The sequence below is a fragment of the Haemophilus parainfluenzae genome, assembly GCF_003252755.1.
Classification (GTDB): Bacteria; Pseudomonadota; Gammaproteobacteria; order Enterobacterales; family Pasteurellaceae; genus Haemophilus_D; species Haemophilus_D parainfluenzae_N.
The window spans coordinates 177,610-198,035 of sequence record NZ_QEPT01000002.1 but is presented as its reverse complement, the minus strand read 5'-3'; the positions used below and the strand labels follow the sequence as shown (position 1 = coordinate 198,035).

Sequence of the window (20,426 nt, the reverse complement as noted above, 5' to 3'; positions counted from 1 at the left end):
TCGCATTTCTATAAAGAAAAACGATCGCACTTTCTTTCGCAAAGGGGAATTACATCATTCCGCCCATGCCTCCCATACCGCCCATTCCAGCAGCACCTAAATCGGCTTTATCATCTTTTGGAAGATCGGTAACCATACATTCTGTGGTAATCATTAAGCCCGCTACAGAAGCTGCGAATTGTAACGCAGAACGCGTTACTTTAGTTGGATCTAAAATACCCATTTCGATCATATCGCCGTACTGTTCAGTACCTGCGTTATAACCAAAGTTTCCTTCGCCATTTTTAACCGCACTTGCTACAACTGATGCTTCTTCACCTGCGTTAGTGACGATTTGACGAAGCGGCGCTTCCATTGCACGTAATGCAAGTTTAATACCTACATCTTGTTCTTCGTTATCACCTTTTAAGGTTGCCGCTACTTTGCTTGCTGCACGAACTAAGGCAACTCCACCACCTGCAACGATACCTTCTTCAACCGCAGCACGAGTTGCGTGTAACGCATCATCTACACGATCTTTTTTCTCTTTCATTTCAACTTCAGTTGCTGCACCAACTTTGATTACAGCCACACCGCCAGCAAGTTTAGCTACGCGTTCTTGAAGTTTTTCTTTATCATAATCAGACGTTGATTCTTCGATTTGTTGACGAATTTGAGCCACACGACCTTTGATTTGAGCTTCATCACCCACACCATCGATGATCGTGGTATTGTCTTTGTTGATGACTACACGTTTTGCTTGGCCTAAATCTTCTAATGTCGCCTTTTCAAGTTCCATACCGATTTCTTCAGAAATTACGGTACCAGCAGTTAAGATCGCAATATCTTGTAACATTGCTTTACGACGATCACCAAAACCAGGTGCTTTCACTGCTGCCACTTTCACGATACCGCGCATAGTGTTCACTACTAAGGTTGCAAGCGCTTCACCTTCGATATCTTCAGCGATAATTAATAATGGTTTACCCGCTTTTGCAACACCTTCTAATACTGGAAGTAATTCACGAATGTTTGATACTTTTTTATCTACTAAAAGAATGTATGGATTATCTAATTCAACAGTTGCCGTTTCTGGTTTGTTGATGAAATAAGGTGATAAGTAACCACGATCGAATTGCATCCCTTCCACAACAGCTAATTCATCATCAAGGCCTGTACCGTCTTCTACGGTAATCACGCCTTCTTTACCCACTTTTTCCATTGCTTGAGCAATTAATTGACCCACAATGCTGTCAGAGTTAGCAGAAATTGTCCCTACTTGCTCAATTTCTTTAGAGGTTTCGCAAGGTTTGGATAAATTTTTAAGCTCAGAAACAACCGCACTTACCGCTTTATCAATACCGCGTTTTAAATCCATTGGATTCATGCCCGCAGCCACAGCTTTTAAACCTTCATTTACGATAGCTTGAGCAAGAACTGTCGCAGTCGTTGTACCGTCACCCGCTGCATCATTGGCTTTAGAGGCAACCTCTTTCACCATTTGTGCACCCATATTTTCAAATTTATCTTCTAATTCAATTTCACGTGCGACAGATACACCATCTTTAGTGATTGTTGGTGCACCAAATGATTTATCTAAAATGACATTACGACCTTTAGGGCCAAGGGTCACTTTTACTGCATCTGCTAATACATTCACGCCTTTAAGCATTTTTACGCGTGCATCGTTACCAAATTTTACATCTTTTGCTGCCATTTTCTTTTTTCCTTAATTTAAATTATTCAACTATCGCCAAAATATCGTTTTCAGAAATGATTAACACTTCTTCACCATCGATTTTTTCACTTTTCACGCCATAACCATCATTGAAAATGACTGTATCGCCAACTTTCACATCTAAAGGTTGAACGGTACCATTTTCCAAAATACGACCTTTACCCACGGCCAATACTTTTGCACGGGTTGATTTAGTCGCTGCTGAGCCGGTTAATACGATACCGCCAGCTGAACAAGTTTCTACTTCTTCACGTTTAATAATTACACGATCGTGTAAAGGACGAATATTCATGATTAATTTCCTTCTTAAAATTAGTTAATGCAACCTCTATATAAGGAAGATTTTTATGATTTCAAGGGGCATGATTAAAAAAATCGAATAAAATATTTTTCCTATTTCATTTTTTTACGTAAAATTCAGCGCATTTTGCATAATACTAAATTAAGGAACAACAATATGCATTTAACATCAAGAGAACAAGAGAAATTGATGCTCTTTTTAGCCGGTGAGCTCGCAGCAAAACGCAAAGCTCGTGGCGTAAAATTAAACTATCCTGAGGCAATCGCGTACATTGCAAGCCATTTACAAGAAGCAGCGAGAGATGGCATGAGTGTCGCGGAAGTCATGCAATATGGTGCAACGCTGCTCACTGTTGAAAATGTGATGGAAGGTGTTGCCGAGATGGTGCATGAAGTACAAATCGAAGCAACTTTTCCAGATGGCACGAAGCTTGTTACCGTGCACAATCCGATTAGATAATTAGATAAAAGAAAATTCCCCCCTCTTTAACAAAGAGGGGAAGGGGAGATTTGGCAGAAGAAAATTCTGCTTTGTGCGTAAAGTTATAACGAAAAAATCTCCCCCAGCCCCTCTTTTTCAAAGAGGGGGGACTTTCCATGAAAATTTTAAAATAGAAGGATTTAAATAAAATGATCCCAGGTGAATACCAATTAGCTGAAGGCGATATTATTGCCAATGTTGGCAGAAAAACGGTCACAATCGAAGTAACCAATTCAGGCGACCGACCAATCCAAGTCGGTTCCCATTACCATTTCTTTGAAACCAATAACGCCCTTAAATTTGACCGCACTTTAGCGCGTGGAATGCGCTTAAATGTCCCGTCTGGCAATGCAGTACGTTTCGAACCGGGTGAAGTGAAATCAGTCGAGTTAGTGGCTTTTGGAGGCTCGCAAACCATTTACGGTTTCCATAATCAAATTGATGGCAAATTATAAGGTAGGGCAAAATGGCATTAACAATTTCAAGAGTGCAATATGTAGCAACTTATGGCCCAACCGTTGGCGATAAAGTCCGTTTAGGCGATACCAATTTATGGGCAACCATTGAACAAGATTTATTAACCAAAGGTGATGAGTGTAAATTTGGTGGCGGTAAAAGTGTGCGCGACGGCATGGCGCAAAGCGGCACCGCAACTCGCGACAATCCTAATGTATTAGATTTTGTGATTACCAATGTGATGATCATTGATGCCAAATTAGGCATTATCAAAGCCGATATTGGTATTCGCGATGGTCGCATCGTCGGCATCGGACAAGCGGGCAACCCTGATACCATGGATAACATCACGCCCAATATGATTATCGGTGCGAGCACAGAAGTGCATAACGGTGCGCATTTAATTGCAACAGCTGGTGGTATCGATACCCACATCCACTTTATTTGTCCGCAACAAGCACAGCATGCGATTGAAAGTGGGGTTACGACTTTAATTGGTGGCGGAACAGGCCCGGCTGATGGTACACACGCGACCACTTGTACGCCGGGTGCATGGTATATGGAACGTATGTTCCAAGCTGCAGAAGCATTGCCTGTAAACGTAGGCTTTTTTGGCAAAGGAAACTGTTCAACTTTAGATCCGCTACGCGAACAAATTGAAGCGGGGGCATTAGGTTTAAAAATCCATGAGGACTGGGGCGCAACACCTGCGGTAATTGATTCTGCCTTAAAAGTTGCAGATGAAATGGATATTCAAGTGGCCATTCACACCGATACGCTAAATGAAAGTGGCTTCTTAGAAGATACCATGAAAGCGATTGATGGACGTGTCATTCACACCTTCCACACGGAAGGTGCAGGTGGCGGCCATGCGCCAGATATCATTAAAGCAGCGATGTATCCAAACGTATTGCCAGCCTCAACCAATCCAACTCGTCCATTTACTAAAAACACCATTGATGAACATTTAGATATGTTGATGGTTTGCCATCACTTAGATAAGCGCGTGCCGGAAGACGTAGCATTTGCTGATAGCCGTATTCGTCCTGAAACCATTGCTGCAGAAGATATTTTGCATGATATGGGCGTCTTCTCGATTATGAGTTCTGACTCTCAAGCAATGGGACGTATTGGCGAAGTGGTAATTCGCACATGGCAAACCGCAGATAAAATGAAAATGCAACGTGGTGAGCTAGGCAATGAAGGAAACGATAACTTCCGCATTAAGCGCTACATTGCAAAATACACCATCAACCCGGCAATTGCACATGGTATTGCGGATCATATTGGCTCGTTAGAAGTGGGCAAAATTGCGGATATCGTGTTATGGAAACCGATGTTCTTTGGGGTAAAACCTGAAGTAGTAATTAAAAAAGGCTTTATTAGCTACGCGAAAATGGGTGATCCAAATGCTTCTATTCCAACACCGCAACCTGTATTCTACCGTCCAATGTATGGTGCACAAGGCTTAGCAACAGCACAAACAGCAGTATTCTTTGTTTCACAAGCCGCTGAAAAAGCCGATATTCGTGCAAAATTCGGTTTACACAAAGAAACCATTGCTGTGAAAGGCTGCCGCAGCGTGGGTAAAAAAGAGCTCGTTCATAACAACGCGACACCTGAAATTACGGTGGATCCAGAGCGTTATGAAGTACGTGTAGATGGTGAGCTAATTACCTGCGAACCCGTGGATACGGTGCCATTAGGACAACGATATTTTATGTTCTAAGCAGAAAAGAGCGGTCAAAATTTAAGGAGAATTTACAATGAAACTTTGGTACTCCACCACCAGTCCATATGTACGTAAAGTGCTGGTAACGTTGAAATATCAACAACTATTAGACAAAACAGAACTGATTAAAATTGGTTCATCATTTGATGCAAGCTCTCCGCATAATCAGGCGAATCCTCTTGGTAGAGTGCCAGCGTTAGAACGTAATTGTGGTAATTGGCTTTATGGCAGTTTGCTGATTTGCGAATATCTCGACCAAAAAGGCAAGGTAGAGCCTAAACTCATTCCAGAAAGTGGTAAGCCACGTTGGGCGGCGCTCGCCTTACATAACTTAGCAGATGGCATTATGGAAAACACCGTGCCGATGATGGCTGAAAAAATGCTTCGCCCTGAAAGTGAATGCTGGACAGCTCGCCATCAACAACTGATTGAGCGCAATCGTCAAAGTTTTGCAAGACTAGAGCAAGATTTAAAATCGTTTGGCACGGAATTAAACATTGGTACGTTAACGGCTGTTGCAGTCATTGATTGGTTCTTGTTTAGAGCAGAAAAAATTGGGTTAGATCTTGCAAAAGAATTTCCAAATTTAACCGATTGGGCAGCAGAGATGAATAAAAAATATGAGGTTTTAAGAGAAACAAAGCCAACTTTGTAACCATTTTTGTTGCGTCATGAAATTGATCTAAATAACCTAATTTCTCTGTTTTTTATTCTGCCAAATCTCCCCTTCCCCTCTTTGCTAAAGAGGGGGGAAGAATGAGCGAGATTTTATATCATTGTTCTACTTTGATATGGCAAATATAAATTAGTCAGATGACAGCAAATTTATAAAGAAAATCCCCTCTTTAGCAAAGAGGGGAAGGGGAGATTTGGCAGACTTAATTAACGAAGAAAATAAGTAATATAAAAATGAAAATCCTCAACCCCATTCTGCCTATTATGGATACCATTTTAGGCGATTTAACTAGTCTTCAATCAGAAGGCAAGATTACACATCAAACCATTGAACGTGTTGCATTGCAGTGGTATGAGAGTGAGCGCAACATCCTGCGTAAAACTACAAATACCGGGCGTGAAGTGGCATTTCGCCTACTCAAAGAAGGACAACGTTTAAAGCACGATGATGTGGTGTTTATCAGCGATGAGTTAGTCATTGCGATTGAAATTTTACCGAGTGAAGTGATTGTGCTATCGCCGAAAACCTTGCCTGAAATGGCTCGGGCTTGTTATGAGATCGGTAATAAACATTCGCCACTCTTTTTAGATGGTGATGAAGTGACATTACCTTACGATAAGCCGATGTTCGAATGGTTACAAGCCGCGGGATTTCATCCGCAAAAAGCAGAACGCCGTTTAAGCCAAGCGTTAAGAGCAAATTCTGCACAAGGGCACGGGCATTCGCATGGTCATTCGCATGAGCATCATGGCTATCACCACCATGGAGACGGCAATTGGCACCAGCATTAAACCGAAGCCTGGCAGATTTAGGCGCATTGTTGCACTTGGTTGACCCCACTTTGCCAATCGGGGGCTTTAACCATTCAAACGGTTTAGAAACCTTTGTTCAACAAGGTGTTGTTGCGACAAAACCAAGCCTAGAAGAATATGTACAAACCCAGCTTTTTCAAAACTGGGTGTATAATGATGGCGCTTATCTTTCGCTCGCATTTGAAGCCATGGCTACCAATGATTTTGACCGTCTGTGCGAATTAGACCATTCGCTATCTGCGACCAAAATTGCGCGAGAAAGTCGCGAAGGCAGTTTTAAACTCGGCGTACGGTTATTAAAAATTTTTATCCGCTATGAACAACACCCAATGTTGAGCCAATTTCAGCAAGCGATTCAAAATAAAACCGTACAAGGCTATTTCCCGATTGTGTTTGCGATGGTGGCGCAAGCGATGGGGCTCAGCAAAGCGGATACCCTGTATGCGTTTTACTACAATGCGGCAGTCGGCACCATTACCAATGGCGTGAAACTCATTCCGCTCAGCCAAATGGATGGGCAAGATATTCTGTTTGATTTGCGTAGTGCGCTCTTGCAAGCTGTCGAATTAAGCCTTGAGCCCAATCTTGAGTGGCTGGGTGCAGCAACTCTCGCAAATGACATCCGTTCCATGCAGCACGAAGTGCTTTATACGCGACTTTATATGTCGTAAGAGCGGTCATTTTTGATTGAATTTTTACTTATCGTTGAGGATATAAAAGCACCTCTACGATAATCAACACAAAAGGAACATTATGCGTAACTACATTAAAATTGGCGTTGCTGGCCCTGTTGGTGCAGGCAAAACGGCGTTAATTGAAAAACTGACTCGTGAAATCGCAAGTCGCTACAGCGTGGCAGTAATTACTAACGATATCTATACCCAAGAAGATGCGGAATTTTTAACGAAAAATAGCCTACTTCCGCCAGAGCGTATTATGGGCGTGGAAACAGGCGGCTGCCCACATACGGCAATTCGTGAAGATGCGTCTATGAACTTAGAAGCTGTCGATGAAATGGTTGCACGCTTCCCTGATGTAGAAATCGTCTTTATTGAATCTGGTGGTGATAACTTATCTGCGACTTTTAGCCCCGATTTAGCCGATGTGACTATTTTCGTGATTGACGTGGCGCAAGGCGAAAAAATTCCGCGTAAAGGTGGACCAGGTATTACCCGTTCAGACTTATTAGTGATTAACAAAACTGATCTCGCCCCATTTGTTGGCGCTGATTTAAGTGTCATGGAACGTGATGCACGCTGTATGCGTAACGGTCAACCATTTATCTTTACCAACTTAATGAAGAAAGAAAATTTAGATGGTGTAATTGGTTGGATTGAAAAATACGCCTTATTGAAAAATGTGGAAGAGCCAAAAGCATTAGTGAGATAGGTATGCTCCCCTCTCTTCTTTTGAGAGGGGAATTTTACAAATTTAATCAATTATGAACAGTACGCTAAAACTCTCAACTAAACTTTCTTCAAGCGGTAAAACTCAGATTGCGGAGTATTTTGCCACTCCACCTTTTAAAGTGATGACGTTACCTGCTTATGCCGATTCTTGGACAAATGGACTTAATGCCATTCAGATGTCTTCTTCGCCTGGGCTCTTATCTCGGGATTGTATCAATATTCAAATAACGCTCGCAGAATCAACCGCACTTTCTTTAAATACGCAAGCTTTTACCCGTGTTCAGGCGATGAATGAAGGCGATTTTGCTGAACAAAACACGTTCATTCAGCTTGAAGAGAATAGCCGTTTATTTTATTTGCCCCACCCATTGGTATTGCATAAGGATTCTGCACTTAAACAAAAAACATTCATCAATATGCTGCCCAATAGCACTCTGATTTACGGCGAGATTGTAGCTATTGGTCGAGTAGCAAATAATGAACGTTTTGAATTTCGTCAATTTTCTTCTCATCTGAAAGTTCAGCTTTTGCAAAACAATGGGCAAACTAAACCGCTTGTTTTGGATTGTATTCAATGGCAGCCAGCACAAATGAAATTGACCGCATTAAGCCAAATGGAAGATTTTTCACATCAAGGCTCATTGGTTTATCTCAATTTACATAAAACGCAAACTGATATTAAGCAAATCGTCCAAACACTTCAACAGCAGGAAAGCGAAAAATCGCTACTGATTGGCATTTCTCAATTAAATGAAGGTGGACTTATTCTACGAGTGCTTGGCTATCGTGCAGAGCTCATTCAAAAGCTCTTTGAGAAGATCAGTGAGCAACTAAAATTAGTATAAAATTAATATTACTAAGTGATGTTTCCCCTAAAAAAATTTATGCGAGAAATGAAAATATCTCTTATACGTCTTATTTGAAATGTGATCCACGTCAAATTTATTTTCAATTTAAATTCCTATAATTACCTCAAATTAATTAACAACCAGGAAAGGTGATTAAAATGACTCAATACAGAAAAGAAGTGGATTTATTAGGTGAACGTGATGTGCCAGCAGATGCATACTGGGGTATCCATACCTTAAGAGCGGTCGAAAACTTCAACATTTCTAATGTGACCATTTCTGATGTACCAGAATTTGTACGCGGCATGGTAATGGTGAAAAAAGCAGCTGCATTAGCTAACGGTGAATTGGGTGCGATTCCACAAAACATCGCAGAAGCCATTGTAAAAGCTTGTGATGAAGTATTAATAAACGGTAAATGTTTAGATCAGTTCCCATCTGATATTTATCAAGGTGGCGCGGGTACTTCTGTAAACATGAATACCAACGAAGTGATTGCAAACTTAGCATTAGAAATTTTAGGTCACAAAAAAGGGGAATATAAATACCTTGACCCAATGGATCATGTGAATGCGAGCCAATCAACTAATGACGCATACCCTACCGGTTTCCATATTGCGGTTTACAACAGCGTAGCTAAACTTCTTGAAAAAGTTGCTTATTTGCAACAAGGTTTTGAAAATAAAGCGAAAGAATTCGAGAAAGTATTAAAAATGGGCCGTACCCAATTACAAGATGCTGTACCAATGACTGTGGGTCAAGAATTCAAAGCTTTTGCTGTATTAATGGCTGAAGAAGTGAAACATTTAAAAGCAGCTGCGGCACACTTACTAGAAGTAAACATGGGCGCAACTGCAATTGGTACTGGCTTAAATACTCCACAAGGTTATGTACCTTCTGTTGTTAAACACTTATCTAATGTAACTGGATTACATTGCACGGGTGCTGAGAACTTAATCGAAGCAACTTCAGACTGCGGTGACTACGTTTCTGTTCACGGTGCATTAAAACGCACAGCAGTGAAATTATCAAAAATCTGTAATGACTTACGTTTACTTTCTTCTGGTCCTCGTGCAGGTATTAAAGAAATTAACTTACCTGAATTACAAGCGGGTTCCTCTATCATGCCAGCAAAAGTAAATCCAGTTGTGCCTGAAGTGGTTAACCAAGTATGCTTTAAAGTAATTGGTAACGATACAACTGTGACCTTCGCATCAGAAGCGGGTCAATTACAATTAAACGTAATGGAGCCAGTTATCGTACAAGCAATGTTTGAATCTATTGAGATTTTAGGCAACGCATGTGTGAACTTACGCGATAAATGTGTTGATGGCATTACCGTAAACAAAGAAACTTGTGAAAACTACGTTTACAATTCTATCGGTATCGTGACTTACTTGAACCCATTCATCGGCCACCACAACGGTGACTTAGTCGGTAAAATCTGTGCTCAAACAGGTAAAGGCGTACGTGAAGTGGTATTAGAAAAAGGTTTATTAACGAAAGAACAATTGGATGACATCCTTTCTGTAGAAAACTTAATGAACCCAACTTACAAAGCGAAATTAAATAAATAATCTCGCTGAGAGATAAAAAGAGCGGTCAATTTTGACCGCTCTTTTATTTATTCACTAAAAAATTCATGGTTTAATATAAAAATTTCTATATTTTTCAATACAACAATAGGAAAAATTAACTTTCTCACCTATTTAAAGGTCTATAAAGTAACAGTAATGTTCGTAATAAAAATATGATTATCTATATGTATAAAGCTCTGCGGAGAAACAAACACTAATATAATAACTAATAAATGCTTAATATATCTTTTCATAATCACTCCTTAATCCCATTTGGAACCTACTTCTAACATTCTTTCAGCTAACTTTGTATACAATCCTTCTTGAATAGTATCTTTTAATTTATGAATCGCAATAAAAGGATTAATTAATAAAATATATTGAAATTCATTTTCTAAACCTTTTTTGATTTCAATAAATCCAAATTTTTGTAATAACTTCATTCTCGATTTCCATGTTGAAACAGCTCTTTCACCACTAAATCCTGATTCAATAGCTAAATCTTTTTCGTTTTTAATATTTATAAATCCATCATCATTCCCTCTAAACCATAAACTTAGATATGTAGAAGATAACGGTTTACCATTAGATAACTTATCTTGTATTAATGTTATTAATGGCAAAGCTCTTGGCAATGTCGCAAACCCATGATTAATTTTTCTGTTCCATCTAGGGATTTTCTTTAATTCTTCTTCCGTCCATAAAGTTTTCATTAACTCATTATTTCTTTCATCCACTGATTTACGTCTATTAGTAATTGTTTTTTGTGTAGTCATAAACTCCTCCTTATTAGATATGACAATCAACGTAGTAATACTATCAAAAAAACCATATATATCAATGATTTATTCAATAAAAGCAAAATGTTACACCTCAATCATTACCACGATAAATAATATCGAATTGAAATATATATTACAATTAACAATATTGAGATTGTATATATATTTCAACAAACTGCTATTTTTTCATTAAAAAACAAATTGTTACAAAAAACACAGGGTGCTCACTGTGCTCTTTGTGCTAATTATTCTTTTGGTGCTGAATATCCTGATAGGATAGGATTGTTAAGGAAAGGGAAGAAATTAGAAAAATGATACCTTATTCTTGCAATTACTAACAAAAAATTTGTCCCTTTCATAGGGAGAACTCTCAAAAATGGACTACTCTTTTAATCAAAATGGAAATAATATTGGCACAATAAAAACAGTCACTAACATAACAATTAAGGTAAAAGGTACGCCAATTTTTATAAAATCAGCAAATTTATAGCCACCTGGCCCCACCACCATGGTATTCACCGGAGAAGATACTGGAGTCATAAATGCAGCTGAAGCCGCAATCGCCACGACCATTGCAAATGGCACGGGAGACACATTAAGCTGGGTTGCGAGAGAAATCGCAATGGGTGCCATCAAAATTGCAGTAGCTGTATTCGAAATAAACAGTCCAACTAATGCACAAAATATAAAGAGCACAATCAATACAGGATACATTCCCCATCCATCAATGATTTGTGTGAGCCATTTCACGGCAAACTCTACTCCTCCAGTTTTTTGAAGTGCGGTCGAAAATGGCATCATTCCGATAATCAAAATAAGGCTCGGCCATTGAATGGAGTCATAAGCACTTTTAGCATCCACACAGCGAAAATAAGCCAACATTAAACAACCAATTAAGGCTGCCACAACATTTGGCACGACACCTGAAACCATTAATACTACCATGGTTAAAATAGATAATAAGGCAAGCGGTGCTTGACGTTGAGCTGGCACAGCACGCTCCATTTCTTTCGGATAATTCAATACCAGGAAATCTTTTCGACGATCACGCATCGCTTGAATAAGTCGCCAATCACCAATCACTAAAAGCAAATCACCTGAGCGATATTTTTCTTTAAAGGCATCACTCAATACCAGGCCATCTCGCTTAATCCCAACCACATTTAAACCGTATTTTGTGCGGAATTGTAACTCAGCAGTGGTTTTACCAATACAGGCTGAGTTTGGCACAATAATTAACTCGGCCATCCCAATAGAACGAGCTTGCTGATCAAACGATTGAGATTTAATTTCGGCTGGTTCTAAATGAAACTCTTGGCAAAACATATCAAAATTGAAATCACAGCGTTCCAAATCCACCATGAGGATATCTTTTGCTTTTATCTCTGAGGTGCCAAGAGGCATGATGTAACTTGGACGGAAATGTTTCCAACGCTCAATCGCCAACACATTAAGTTGATAGCTAGAACGTAAATGAAGTTGGTCTAAGGTTTTACCCACGAAAGGGGATGTGCTTTTCACCACCAAACGCTTGGTACGATCTTTCAAACCATATTCATTAATTAGCTCATTCATGGAGCTCTGCGCCATATCTTGATTACTTTCATCACTATTATCCGAAAGCCATCGACGAGCGATAAGCATATAGCCCATACCTAGCACTAAGATTAGCAATCCGATCGGAGTGAAATCAAAAAACTCAAGACGAAGGTTGGTGTCTTTTACTAATTCCGCATTTACCACAAGGTTAGGCGCTGTCGCGATTAATGTCATCATCCCGCTGATTAACCCTCCCACACTTAATGGCATCATTAGTCGTTTTGGTGAAATATTCATTTGACGGCAAATCATCATCACAACAGGAATAAATACAGCAACCACACCTGTTGAGCTCATAAATGCCCCTAATCCAGCCACTGAAAGCATCAGTAAAATGAGTACTTTAGCTTCACTATTTCCCGCAACTTTCAAGATGCCATCGCTCACACGATAAGCAATACCCGTACGGACTAAACTTTCCCCTACAATGAAGAGTAAAGCAATGAGGATAATATTAGGATCACTAAAGCCAACTAAGATCTCTTGAATACTGAGAATACCGCTTAGATAAAAGGATAGCATCACCAATAATGCCACCACATCCATACGAATTTTATTATGTACAAATAAAATAATGGCAGCACCAAGCAGTATTAATGTCCAAAACAACGGACTCACCCAAAGTGCATGCTCAAAAATGGTGTTCATACTCTATCCTTTAATCTTACGACCTTCACTCTAACTATTCTTCTATGCCTAATGCTTTCTTCACTGGCGAAAAACTACGACGATACTCAGGTAAAGGTCCCAGTTCCGCTAACTTTTCCAAGTGTAATTTGGTCGGATAGCCTTTATGTTGAGCAAAAGCATATTCAGGATGCTTTCTATCTAATGCTTCCATTTCCTGATCCCGTGCGACTTTTGCTAAAATAGAGGCTGCGCTAATTTCAGCCACGATTGAATCCCCTTTCACTACCGCTTGAGCTGGTAAACCAAGATTAGGCGGAATACGATTACCATCCACCAATACAAAGTGCGGTTGAATTTTTAAGGCTTTTACGGCTCGTTCCATGGCTAACATAGAGGCATGAAGAATATTTAGTTCATCGATCTCAGCTGGCTCTGCTCGTCCCATTGCCCAAGCTAAGGCCTTCTCTTTAATTTCTGCTGCGAGTGCAAGGCGTTTTTTCTCGCTGAGTTTTTTAGAATCTGCCAAACCAGCAATCGGCTTATTCGGATCTAAGATCACTGCAGCCGTTACAACTGCCCCCACTAAAGGCCCTCGGCCTACTTCATCCACTCCTGCAACTAATTGATAACCTTCAGGATAAACAAAATCAGTCATGTTTTTGCTCCAATAAATCAATCACAGCTTGAGCGGCTTGAGTGTCCGCATCACATTGAATTAATTTGTGTAATTCAGTAAAACGTTGAATTAAAACACTGCGAGATTTGACCGCACTTTCGTCATCGCCCAAATACTGAGAAAGTTGCTCTGCTAATTTTTGCGGTTCGCAATCTTCTTGAATCATTTCTGGCACAAGCATTTCATCCGCTAACAAATTAGGCAATGAAATATATTTTGTTTTGACCAATCGTTTTGCCAAGAAATGCGTGAAAGGTTTCATTCGATACCCCACTACCATTGGTGATTTACACAACATCGCCTCAAGGGCTGCAGTACCCGAAGCAAGTAAAGTCGCTTCGGCGGCAATCATCACTTGGCGTGCTTTACCATCAATTAAATGCATATCGAGATCAGGGGCAATCTGAGCCTTTATTTCCTCAAATTGCTGACGACGTTTTTCATTCACCAAAGGAACTAAAAACTGCAAGTCTGGATATTTTTCTTTTAATAACAAAGCGGTTTTTAGAAATGGTTCAGTAAGAAACCCGACTTCGCTACCACGGCTTCCCACTAAAATGGCAAGATAATGTCCCTTTTCATCAATACCTAAGGTCTGGCAAGCTTCCGTTCTATTTGGTTTTAATGGAATCGCATCTGCCATGGTATGGCCAATAAAACGACAAGGCACATTAAAACGATCATAAAAGGCTTTTTCAAAAGGAAGAAAAGCTAAGACTTGGTGGGTCGCTTTAGCAATTTTATAAATACGATTTTGACGCCAAGCCCATACCGATGGACTTACGTAATGAATGGTTTTAATCCCTTTTTCTTTTAATTTCAGTTCAACGGTAAGATTAAAATCCGGTGCATCAATACCGATAAATACATCAGGTTTAATGTCAGAGAGTTGGTCGATGATACTACGACGAATTTTTAGCAATCGCGGCAAATGTTTGAGAACTTCCACTAGCCCCATGACAGAGAGCTCTTCCATATCAAAAAAGCTTTCAAAGCCTTGAGCAATCATTCGCTCCCCGCCAATCCCGACAAACTTAGCTTGCGGATAGTGGCGTTTAAGTGCTTTAATGAAACCGGCACCAAGAATATCACCAGACACTTCACCGGCAATAATTGCAATAGTCGGATTTTCTTTAATCATTAAATTTATCCTAAAAAACGACCGCACTTTGAACAAATCATCGTGCGGTCTCTTTGTTATTCATCATTTTCTCTTAACGAGAAAAGAAACGTTGATTAACGAATAATGCCACGGGTAGAACGTTTGAAGAATTCCACAAAGAAACTAATTGCAGATTCAGTTTGTGCAATTTGTTCAATTTCCGGCAATACTTCTTCAAGGGTTTTACCACTGCGGTAAATCATTTTATAAACATTACGGATAGCATGCATAGTTGGTTTATCAAAACCACGACGTTTTAATCCTTCAAGGTTAACACCGAAAGGTTGCGCATGGTTACCTTGAGCCATCACATAAGGCGGAACATCTTGACTAACCATAGAGCCTCCACCTAACATAACATGTGCCCCTACAATCACAAATTGGTGAATCGCAGACATACCACCAACAATTACAAAATCATCTAATTGAACATGACCAGCAAGTGTTGCGTTATTTGCTAAGATACAGTTATTTTTGATTTGGCAGTCATGGGCAACATGTACGTTTACCATGAGTAAATTGTTATTACCAATATATGTTACACCACCACCTTGGATAGTGCCGCGATGAATCGTCACATGCTCACGAATACGGTTTCCATTACCAATAATGGTTTTTGTTGCTTCGCCCTTATATTTTAAATCTTGATTTACTTCACCAATGCTAGCGAATTGATAAATCTGGTTATCTTCACCAATCACGGTGTCGCCTTTCACGACAATGTGAGAGTTTAAAACAGTACGTGCTTTAATCTCAACGCTTCCTTCAATAATACAAAAAGGACCGATAACAACATCTTCGCCAATAACTGCGCCATCAGCAACAAGCGCGGTTGGGTGAATTTTTGCACTTGGGTGGATCATACTTACCCCTTAATTTTCTTTAATTATCGACGAGCACACATTAATTTGGCTTCACAAGCTACTTCACCGTTTACGGTTGCAATGCCAGTGAATGCTGTAATACCACGACGTTCTTTAATCACTTGAACGTTCAATTCCATTTGATCTCCAGGTAATACTGGGCGTTTGAAACGCGCTTCATCAATACCTGCGAAATAGAATAATTCGCCACCTTTTAATTCATGAGTTTTAAATGCAAGTAATCCCATTGCTTGTGCCAAAGCTTCAAGAATTAACACACCTGGTAAAATCGGCTCACTCGGGAAATGACCTGTAAAGCAAGGTTCGTTTACACTGATATTTTTAATTGCTTTTAACCACTCACCTTCTTTATAGTCCAACACGCGATCCACCAATAAGAATGGATAACGATGTGGCAATAAGGTCATAATTTCTTTTGCTTCAATTACTTTACTTACTTGATTCTCTGACACGTCTAATACCTTTACAATAAATAATAATAAAACATTGAGATTATACGATATTTCTGTATAAAAATAAAACGCACCCTAAGGTACGTTTTAAAATCTTAGCCAAGTTTTTTCTCAAGGGCTTTCAATCGTTTATTCATACTATCAATTCCCAAGGTAAGTGCGGCTGTTTTTCGCCACTCTTTATTGGTTTGTAATGGAATACCCGATGAGTACACGCCTGGTTCAGTAATCGGGCGCATCACCATGCCCATGCCTGTCACGGTTACTTTATCGCAGATTTCCATGTGACCATTAATCACACTTGCTCCGCCAATTAAACAATAACGACCGACTTTTAAGCTACCCGCCATAATCACACCGCCAGCAACGGCTGTGCCCGTGCCAATATGAACGTTATGGGCTATTTGACAAAGGTTATCAATGATGACGTTATCTTCAATGACTGTCGCGTCTAAGGCACCACGGTCAATACAAGTGCAAGCGCCGATTTCGACATGATTACCAATAATCACTTGACCTACCTGTGGAATTTTCACCCAGCGACCACGATCATTCGCATAGCCAAAACCATCACTACCAATGACAGCACCTGATTGAATTAAACAATTTTGTCCAATCTCTACTTCATGATAAACGCTTACGTTTGCCCAAAGCTGAGTACCCGCGCCAATTTTTGTGAATTTACCTACAAAACAACCTGCGCCAATAATCACGTTATCGCCTAATACAACGCCTTCTTCAATAACAGCATTTGCACCAATTGATACATTTACACCAATTGAAGCTTTTTCAGAAATAACTGCACTTGGGTGGATATTTTGAGCGGCTTTCGGGGTAGTATCCATATATTGAGCTAATACTGCATAAGCAACATAAGGATCTTTAACGATAAGTAAATTACTTTCAGGTGAGCAAAATTCCACATCCGCTTCTGACACGACAAGAATACCTGCTTTAGATTCAGCTAATAAAGGACGAAATTTTGCATTAGAAATAAACGTAAGCTGGTTAGGTTCTGCTTTTGACAGTGCGGCGATATTATTAACAACAACGTCGGCGTTACCACGAAGGGTACCGCCGACTTTTTTTGCTAATTCCTGTAAAGAATAGGATTTTTGCATTATGAGAACCTATTATTTTTTCTCTTCAGTTTTTGCTGGAGCTGCTTTTTCAGTTGCTGGAATAGATTTTAATACCTCTTCAGTAATATCTTTACCATCTACCGCAAATACTACAGAATTTGCATCTAAAACATAAGTATAACCTTTTGCTTTTGCCAAGTTATTAGTTGCCACTTGGATACTTTCTAACAATTTACCACGCTCTTCTGTTTGGCGTTTTTCATTTAGCTCTTGAAACTCAGCAACTTTTTTGTCTTGTTCTTCCATTAATTTATTTAATGCCGCTTCTTCATCAGAACCAAATTTAGTGATTTCCTCTTGGCGTTTTTGGATTTCAGCTTGACGTAAACGTGGCGCATCCTTTTGCAGAGCTGCTATTTTCTCTTCCACTTTTTTACGAGATGCCACAATTTTAGCATCAATTTCTTTCTTACTTGCAGCAAGTTTATCTGCCATTGGCTTAAATTCTGCATCTAATTTGTTTGCTACAGCTTGGCGATCTGGATGATTCTGGAATAAATAACCCGCATTAATAAATGCGATATTTTCATCCGCAGCGGCTAAACCTGATGCAAGAGCAAGACCTAAAGAAAGTGCGGTCATTTTTACTACATTTTTCATATTTAAATTTCCTTAAATTAGTTTAGTAAATTTTTCTGTGTCAGCTAACATACTGACACAGAACGAAGATTTTGACTTAGATTAGATGTAAAAGTTCAACTTATTAGAAAGATCCACCGATACTAAATTGAAATTGTTCTACATCATCATTTTCATATTTTTTGATTGGTTTAGCATAAGAGAAAACTAACGGTCCTATCGGAGATTGCCATTGGAAACCAATACCCGCAGAAGCTCGAATGCGGCTAGCTTTACTATAATCAGGTAAGTTAACTAAAACACTAGACGGTAACCCTTCTTTATCCGATTTCCATTTTGTGTTCCAAACACTTGCAGCATCAACAAACAGTGAAGTTCTTACATTATTCTGACTTTTATCTGATACAAAAGGAGTTGGAACAATTAATTCTACGCTTGCGGTAGCCATTGCATTACCACCAATCACATCAGTGTTTGGTATCCAACCTTCTTTACCATTACGATCTTTTTGCCAATATATTGCATTAGGTCCTACTGCCCCATATGCAAAACCACGCAATGAACCAATACCACCTGCAGTATAGAGCTGATAAAATGGCACTCTTTTACCGCTTAAACCATTCGCATAAGCGGCAGTAGCTTTACCAGATAATACCCAACGATGATCTCTATCTAATGGATAGAATCCCTGAAGCTCAGCACTTAACTTATAGTATTTATTATCGGAACCAGGAATTGTTACACGTCCACCTAAACTTGCTTTTACACCTTTAGTTGGGAAATATCCACGATTTAAGCTGTTATAATTCCAACCAAATGAGAAATCAAAGTCATTAGTTTTAACAGAATTACCAAGCAAATCCATTGATTTCATATACAAAGTACGATTATATTCATACGCAAAATTACTGATTTTGTTATAAGTATAGCCTACACCTATATAATATGAGTTATTTTCATTTACAGGAAAGCCTAATGTAATATTGCCACCATAAGTGGTACGTTTATAATTTGAGGCTGTATCACTTTTTGAATTATCGTAAGTCTCATAGAATACGTTTCCACCTAAACTTACCCCATCTTTAGTAAAGTATGGTTCTGTATAACCTAGATTTACACTTGTACCATAGTCATTACGTGTACCAGCCAAACTTACTGCCGCGCCTGTACCCAAGAAATTATCTTGTTTTACACTTGCTTGATAACTTATACCGCTCTCAGTCCCATAACCGATACCAAAGTTGATACTACCTGTATTACGTTCTTTTACTTTATATACTACATCCACTTCGTCATGAGAGCCTTTAATTGGCTCAATACGGTTTTCTACACTTTCAAAGAAACCCGTTCTATCTAAACGAACTTTACCTAACTCAACTAATTGTGAGTTATACCAAGTGCCTTCTTGCTGACGCATCTCTTGACGCAATGTGCTATCTGCAGAAACCGTATTACCTTCAAAGCGGACTTGACGTACAGATAAACGACGCCCAGCATCAACAACAAAGGTTAACGCCAATGTTTTATTCGCATCATCAAAAGTAGGAACAGTATTAACTGTTGCACTACCGTAACCTCGTTCACCTAATTTATCTTTAATTAAGCTTTCTACATTTTGCACATCTGCACGACTAAACGTATCGTTTAAGTGAAGTTCACCTAACAATGGTTGCAATTCATCAGCCATACCACCTAAGTTACCGACAATACGAGCTGAACTTAAATTGTATTTTTCACCTTCATTTACATCAATGGTAACATCTGCTTTTGTATGATCTTCATTTAGTTGAACATCTGTTTTTGTCACTCTTGCTTTTGCATAACCATTATTATGATAGTAATCTTGGATGGTTTGTATATCTTTGTCAAACTGCGTTCCATCAAACTTATTACCCCAAAGTTTCCACCAAGCATCTGGTTGGAGCTCCATTTGCTCCTGTAACTTGCTACTAGAAATCGCTTCATTTCCATTAAAAGTCACTGAACGAAGTTTTGCCGTATCATCTTCATCAATTTGAAGCGTAATTTCTGCGCGGTTATTGGGTAAAGTTGTCACGATTGGATCAACTTTCGCATTATAACGGCCTACACTCTTATAATGTTCTCTTAAGGTTTTCGCAAACTCTTCTAATTTCGCACGATTTAAGACATCACCACTTTTGAAACCATTTGCATCAAGATTTTGTTTTAATGCTTCTGTAGGAATAACTGAGTTACCTTTAATATTCACTTCAGAAATGATTGGTTTCGCAATAACACTCACTACTAATGCATCACCATCTTGGAAAGCTTTAACATCATCAAACTGTCCACTTACGAATAATGAACGTACAATATTGGCTACATCTTTATCCGTTACTCGCTGACCACTACGAACTGGAAGGCTTGCTAGAATTTGCTGTTCTAAGTCTCCTTGAGCGCCGTCAACACGAATGTCTTTTGCTACAAATGGTGCCGCAAATACACTCGTTGTAGTACCGAATAATAAACTTGCGATTAGAAGTTTTTTCAT

General features: G+C 39.4%; 20 protein-coding genes. 9 read left to right on the top strand and 11 right to left on the bottom strand.

The window, feature by feature from the left end; genetic code table 11:
* Positions 1–49: 49 nt before the first annotated feature.
* Together groL and DPV95_RS03225 are read right to left on the bottom strand one after the other, a co-directional pair.
* Positions 50–1,696, bottom strand: coding sequence for a chaperonin GroEL (groL, locus tag DPV95_RS03230; RefSeq protein ID WP_049367871.1), 1,647 nt, complete (start codon positions 1,694–1,696; stop codon positions 50–52).
* A 22-nt stretch (positions 1,697–1,718) separates the two neighbouring features.
* Positions 1,719–2,009: a co-chaperone GroES gene (locus DPV95_RS03225; protein ID WP_049367872.1), complete on the bottom strand. Its 291-nt coding sequence runs from the start codon at positions 2,007–2,009 to the stop codon at positions 1,719–1,721.
* 165 nt (positions 2,010–2,174) lie between these two features.
* On the opposite strand from DPV95_RS03225, the gene ureA reads away from it, so the two are divergent.
* The 9 genes from ureA (at position 2,175) to aspA (ending at position 10,008) form a co-directional block, all read left to right on the top strand.
* The gene (gene ureA, locus DPV95_RS03220) at positions 2,175–2,477 is read left to right on the top strand and encodes an urease subunit gamma (RefSeq protein WP_049367873.1); all 303 of its coding nucleotides are present in this window, start codon (positions 2,175–2,177) and stop codon (positions 2,475–2,477) included.
* Between the two features lie 170 nt (positions 2,478–2,647).
* Positions 2,648–2,953 (top strand): urease subunit beta, encoded by a 306-nt coding sequence (gene ureB / locus DPV95_RS03215; protein ID WP_005629499.1) that lies wholly within the window; start codon positions 2,648–2,650, stop codon positions 2,951–2,953.
* 11 nt (positions 2,954–2,964) lie between these two features.
* A complete protein-coding gene (ureC, locus tag DPV95_RS03210; RefSeq protein WP_049367874.1) occupies positions 2,965–4,683 on the top strand; it encodes an urease subunit alpha in 1,719 nt (572 codons plus the stop codon).
* Positions 4,684–4,720: 37 nt separating this feature from the next.
* Complete coding sequence (locus DPV95_RS03205) at positions 4,721–5,341, top strand: glutathione S-transferase (RefSeq protein WP_049367875.1); 621 nt, start codon at positions 4,721–4,723, stop codon at positions 5,339–5,341.
* Positions 5,342–5,595: 254 nt separating this feature from the next.
* Positions 5,596–6,153: an urease accessory protein UreE gene (ureE, locus tag DPV95_RS03200; RefSeq protein ID WP_111406641.1), complete on the top strand. Its 558-nt coding sequence runs from the start codon at positions 5,596–5,598 to the stop codon at positions 6,151–6,153.
* Positions 6,138–6,845 carry an urease accessory protein UreF gene (locus DPV95_RS03195; RefSeq protein ID WP_049367877.1) on the top strand — a complete coding sequence of 236 codons (708 nt, stop codon included), beginning with the start codon at positions 6,138–6,140 and terminating at the stop codon, positions 6,843–6,845. The genes ureE and DPV95_RS03195 overlap by 16 nt, the downstream gene beginning before the upstream one ends.
* Before the next feature lie 82 nt (positions 6,846–6,927).
* Positions 6,928–7,563: an urease accessory protein UreG gene (ureG, locus tag DPV95_RS03190; RefSeq protein WP_049367878.1), complete on the top strand. Its 636-nt coding sequence runs from the start codon at positions 6,928–6,930 to the stop codon at positions 7,561–7,563.
* Positions 7,564–7,615: 52 nt separating this feature from the next.
* Positions 7,616–8,428: an urease accessory protein UreD gene (locus tag DPV95_RS03185; RefSeq protein ID WP_049367879.1), complete on the top strand. Its 813-nt coding sequence runs from the start codon at positions 7,616–7,618 to the stop codon at positions 8,426–8,428.
* A 161-nt stretch (positions 8,429–8,589) separates the two neighbouring features.
* Positions 8,590–10,008 (top strand): aspartate ammonia-lyase, encoded by a 1,419-nt coding sequence (aspA, locus tag DPV95_RS03180; RefSeq protein ID WP_049367880.1) that lies wholly within the window; start codon positions 8,590–8,592, stop codon positions 10,006–10,008.
* Positions 10,009–10,271: 263 nt separating this feature from the next.
* On the opposite strand, the gene DPV95_RS03175 is transcribed toward aspA, so the two are convergent.
* The 9 genes from DPV95_RS03175 to bamA all read right to left on the bottom strand — a co-directional run bounded on the left by DPV95_RS03175 (position 10,272) and on the right by bamA (position 20,426).
* The gene (locus DPV95_RS03175) at positions 10,272–10,784 is read right to left on the bottom strand and encodes a hypothetical protein (protein WP_053087333.1); all 513 of its coding nucleotides are present in this window, start codon (positions 10,782–10,784) and stop codon (positions 10,272–10,274) included.
* Between the two features lie 399 nt (positions 10,785–11,183).
* Complete coding sequence (locus DPV95_RS03170) at positions 11,184–13,037, bottom strand: SLC13 family permease (RefSeq protein WP_049367881.1); 1,854 nt, start codon at positions 13,035–13,037, stop codon at positions 11,184–11,186.
* 34 nt (positions 13,038–13,071) lie between these two features.
* Entirely contained in the window at positions 13,072–13,674 is a 603-nt protein-coding gene (rnhB, locus tag DPV95_RS03165) for a ribonuclease HII (protein WP_049367882.1), read from the bottom strand.
* Positions 13,667–14,836 carry a lipid-A-disaccharide synthase gene (gene lpxB, locus DPV95_RS03160; RefSeq protein WP_049367883.1) on the bottom strand — a complete coding sequence of 390 codons (1,170 nt, stop codon included), beginning with the start codon at positions 14,834–14,836 and terminating at the stop codon, positions 13,667–13,669. Before lpxB ends, rnhB begins: the two co-directional genes overlap by 8 nt.
* Before the next feature lie 95 nt (positions 14,837–14,931).
* Positions 14,932–15,720 (bottom strand): acyl-ACP--UDP-N-acetylglucosamine O-acyltransferase, encoded by a 789-nt coding sequence (gene lpxA / locus DPV95_RS03155; RefSeq protein WP_049367884.1) that lies wholly within the window; start codon positions 15,718–15,720, stop codon positions 14,932–14,934.
* Between the two features lie 23 nt (positions 15,721–15,743).
* Positions 15,744–16,193 carry a 3-hydroxyacyl-ACP dehydratase FabZ gene (fabZ, locus tag DPV95_RS03150; RefSeq protein ID WP_075875086.1) on the bottom strand — a complete coding sequence of 150 codons (450 nt, stop codon included), beginning with the start codon at positions 16,191–16,193 and terminating at the stop codon, positions 15,744–15,746.
* 95 nt (positions 16,194–16,288) lie between these two features.
* Positions 16,289–17,314, bottom strand: coding sequence for a UDP-3-O-(3-hydroxymyristoyl)glucosamine N-acyltransferase (gene lpxD, locus DPV95_RS03145; RefSeq protein ID WP_049367885.1), 1,026 nt, complete (start codon positions 17,312–17,314; stop codon positions 16,289–16,291).
* A 12-nt stretch (positions 17,315–17,326) separates the two neighbouring features.
* Positions 17,327–17,935, bottom strand: coding sequence for an OmpH/Skp family outer membrane protein (locus DPV95_RS03140; RefSeq protein WP_005696778.1), 609 nt, complete (start codon positions 17,933–17,935; stop codon positions 17,327–17,329).
* Positions 17,936–18,038: 103 nt separating this feature from the next.
* On the bottom strand, positions 18,039–20,426 hold the full coding sequence (gene bamA / locus DPV95_RS03135; protein ID WP_049367886.1) for an outer membrane protein assembly factor BamA: 2,388 nt from the start codon (positions 20,424–20,426) through the stop codon (positions 18,039–18,041).

Excerpts from the sequence above, each read along its gene's own strand:
- DPV95_RS03140 (WP_005696778.1), bottom strand. The coding sequence starts at position 17,935 with ATGAAAAATGTAGTAAAAATGACCGCACTTTCTTTAGGTCTTGCTCTT.
- DPV95_RS03205 (WP_049367875.1), top strand. The coding sequence starts at position 4,721 with ATGAAACTTTGGTACTCCACCACCAGTCCATATGTACGTAAAGTGCTG.
- lpxA (WP_049367884.1), bottom strand. The coding sequence starts at position 15,720 with ATGATCCACCCAAGTGCAAAAATTCACCCAACCGCGCTTGTTGCTGAT.
- ureE (WP_111406641.1), top strand. The coding sequence starts at position 5,596 with ATGAAAATCCTCAACCCCATTCTGCCTATTATGGATACCATTTTAGGC.
- ureB (WP_005629499.1), top strand. The coding sequence starts at position 2,648 with ATGATCCCAGGTGAATACCAATTAGCTGAAGGCGATATTATTGCCAAT.
- aspA (WP_049367880.1), top strand. The coding sequence starts at position 8,590 with ATGACTCAATACAGAAAAGAAGTGGATTTATTAGGTGAACGTGATGTG.
- DPV95_RS03185 (WP_049367879.1), top strand. The coding sequence starts at position 7,616 with ATGAACAGTACGCTAAAACTCTCAACTAAACTTTCTTCAAGCGGTAAA.
- lpxD (WP_049367885.1), bottom strand. The coding sequence starts at position 17,314 with ATGCAAAAATCCTATTCTTTACAGGAATTAGCAAAAAAAGTCGGCGGT.
- DPV95_RS03170 (WP_049367881.1), bottom strand. The coding sequence starts at position 13,037 with ATGAACACCATTTTTGAGCATGCACTTTGGGTGAGTCCGTTGTTTTGG.
- ureC (WP_049367874.1), top strand. The coding sequence starts at position 2,965 with ATGGCATTAACAATTTCAAGAGTGCAATATGTAGCAACTTATGGCCCA.
- DPV95_RS03225 (WP_049367872.1), bottom strand. The coding sequence starts at position 2,009 with ATGAATATTCGTCCTTTACACGATCGTGTAATTATTAAACGTGAAGAA.
- bamA (WP_049367886.1), bottom strand. The coding sequence starts at position 20,426 with ATGAAAAAACTTCTAATCGCAAGTTTATTATTCGGTACTACAACGAGT.
- ureG (WP_049367878.1), top strand. The coding sequence starts at position 6,928 with ATGCGTAACTACATTAAAATTGGCGTTGCTGGCCCTGTTGGTGCAGGC.
- rnhB (WP_049367882.1), bottom strand. The coding sequence starts at position 13,674 with ATGACTGATTTTGTTTATCCTGAAGGTTATCAATTAGTTGCAGGAGTG.
- DPV95_RS03175 (WP_053087333.1), bottom strand. The coding sequence starts at position 10,784 with ATGACTACACAAAAAACAATTACTAATAGACGTAAATCAGTGGATGAA.
- lpxB (WP_049367883.1), bottom strand. The coding sequence starts at position 14,836 with ATGATTAAAGAAAATCCGACTATTGCAATTATTGCCGGTGAAGTGTCT.
- ureA (WP_049367873.1), top strand. The coding sequence starts at position 2,175 with ATGCATTTAACATCAAGAGAACAAGAGAAATTGATGCTCTTTTTAGCC.
- groL (WP_049367871.1), bottom strand. The coding sequence starts at position 1,696 with ATGGCAGCAAAAGATGTAAAATTTGGTAACGATGCACGCGTAAAAATG.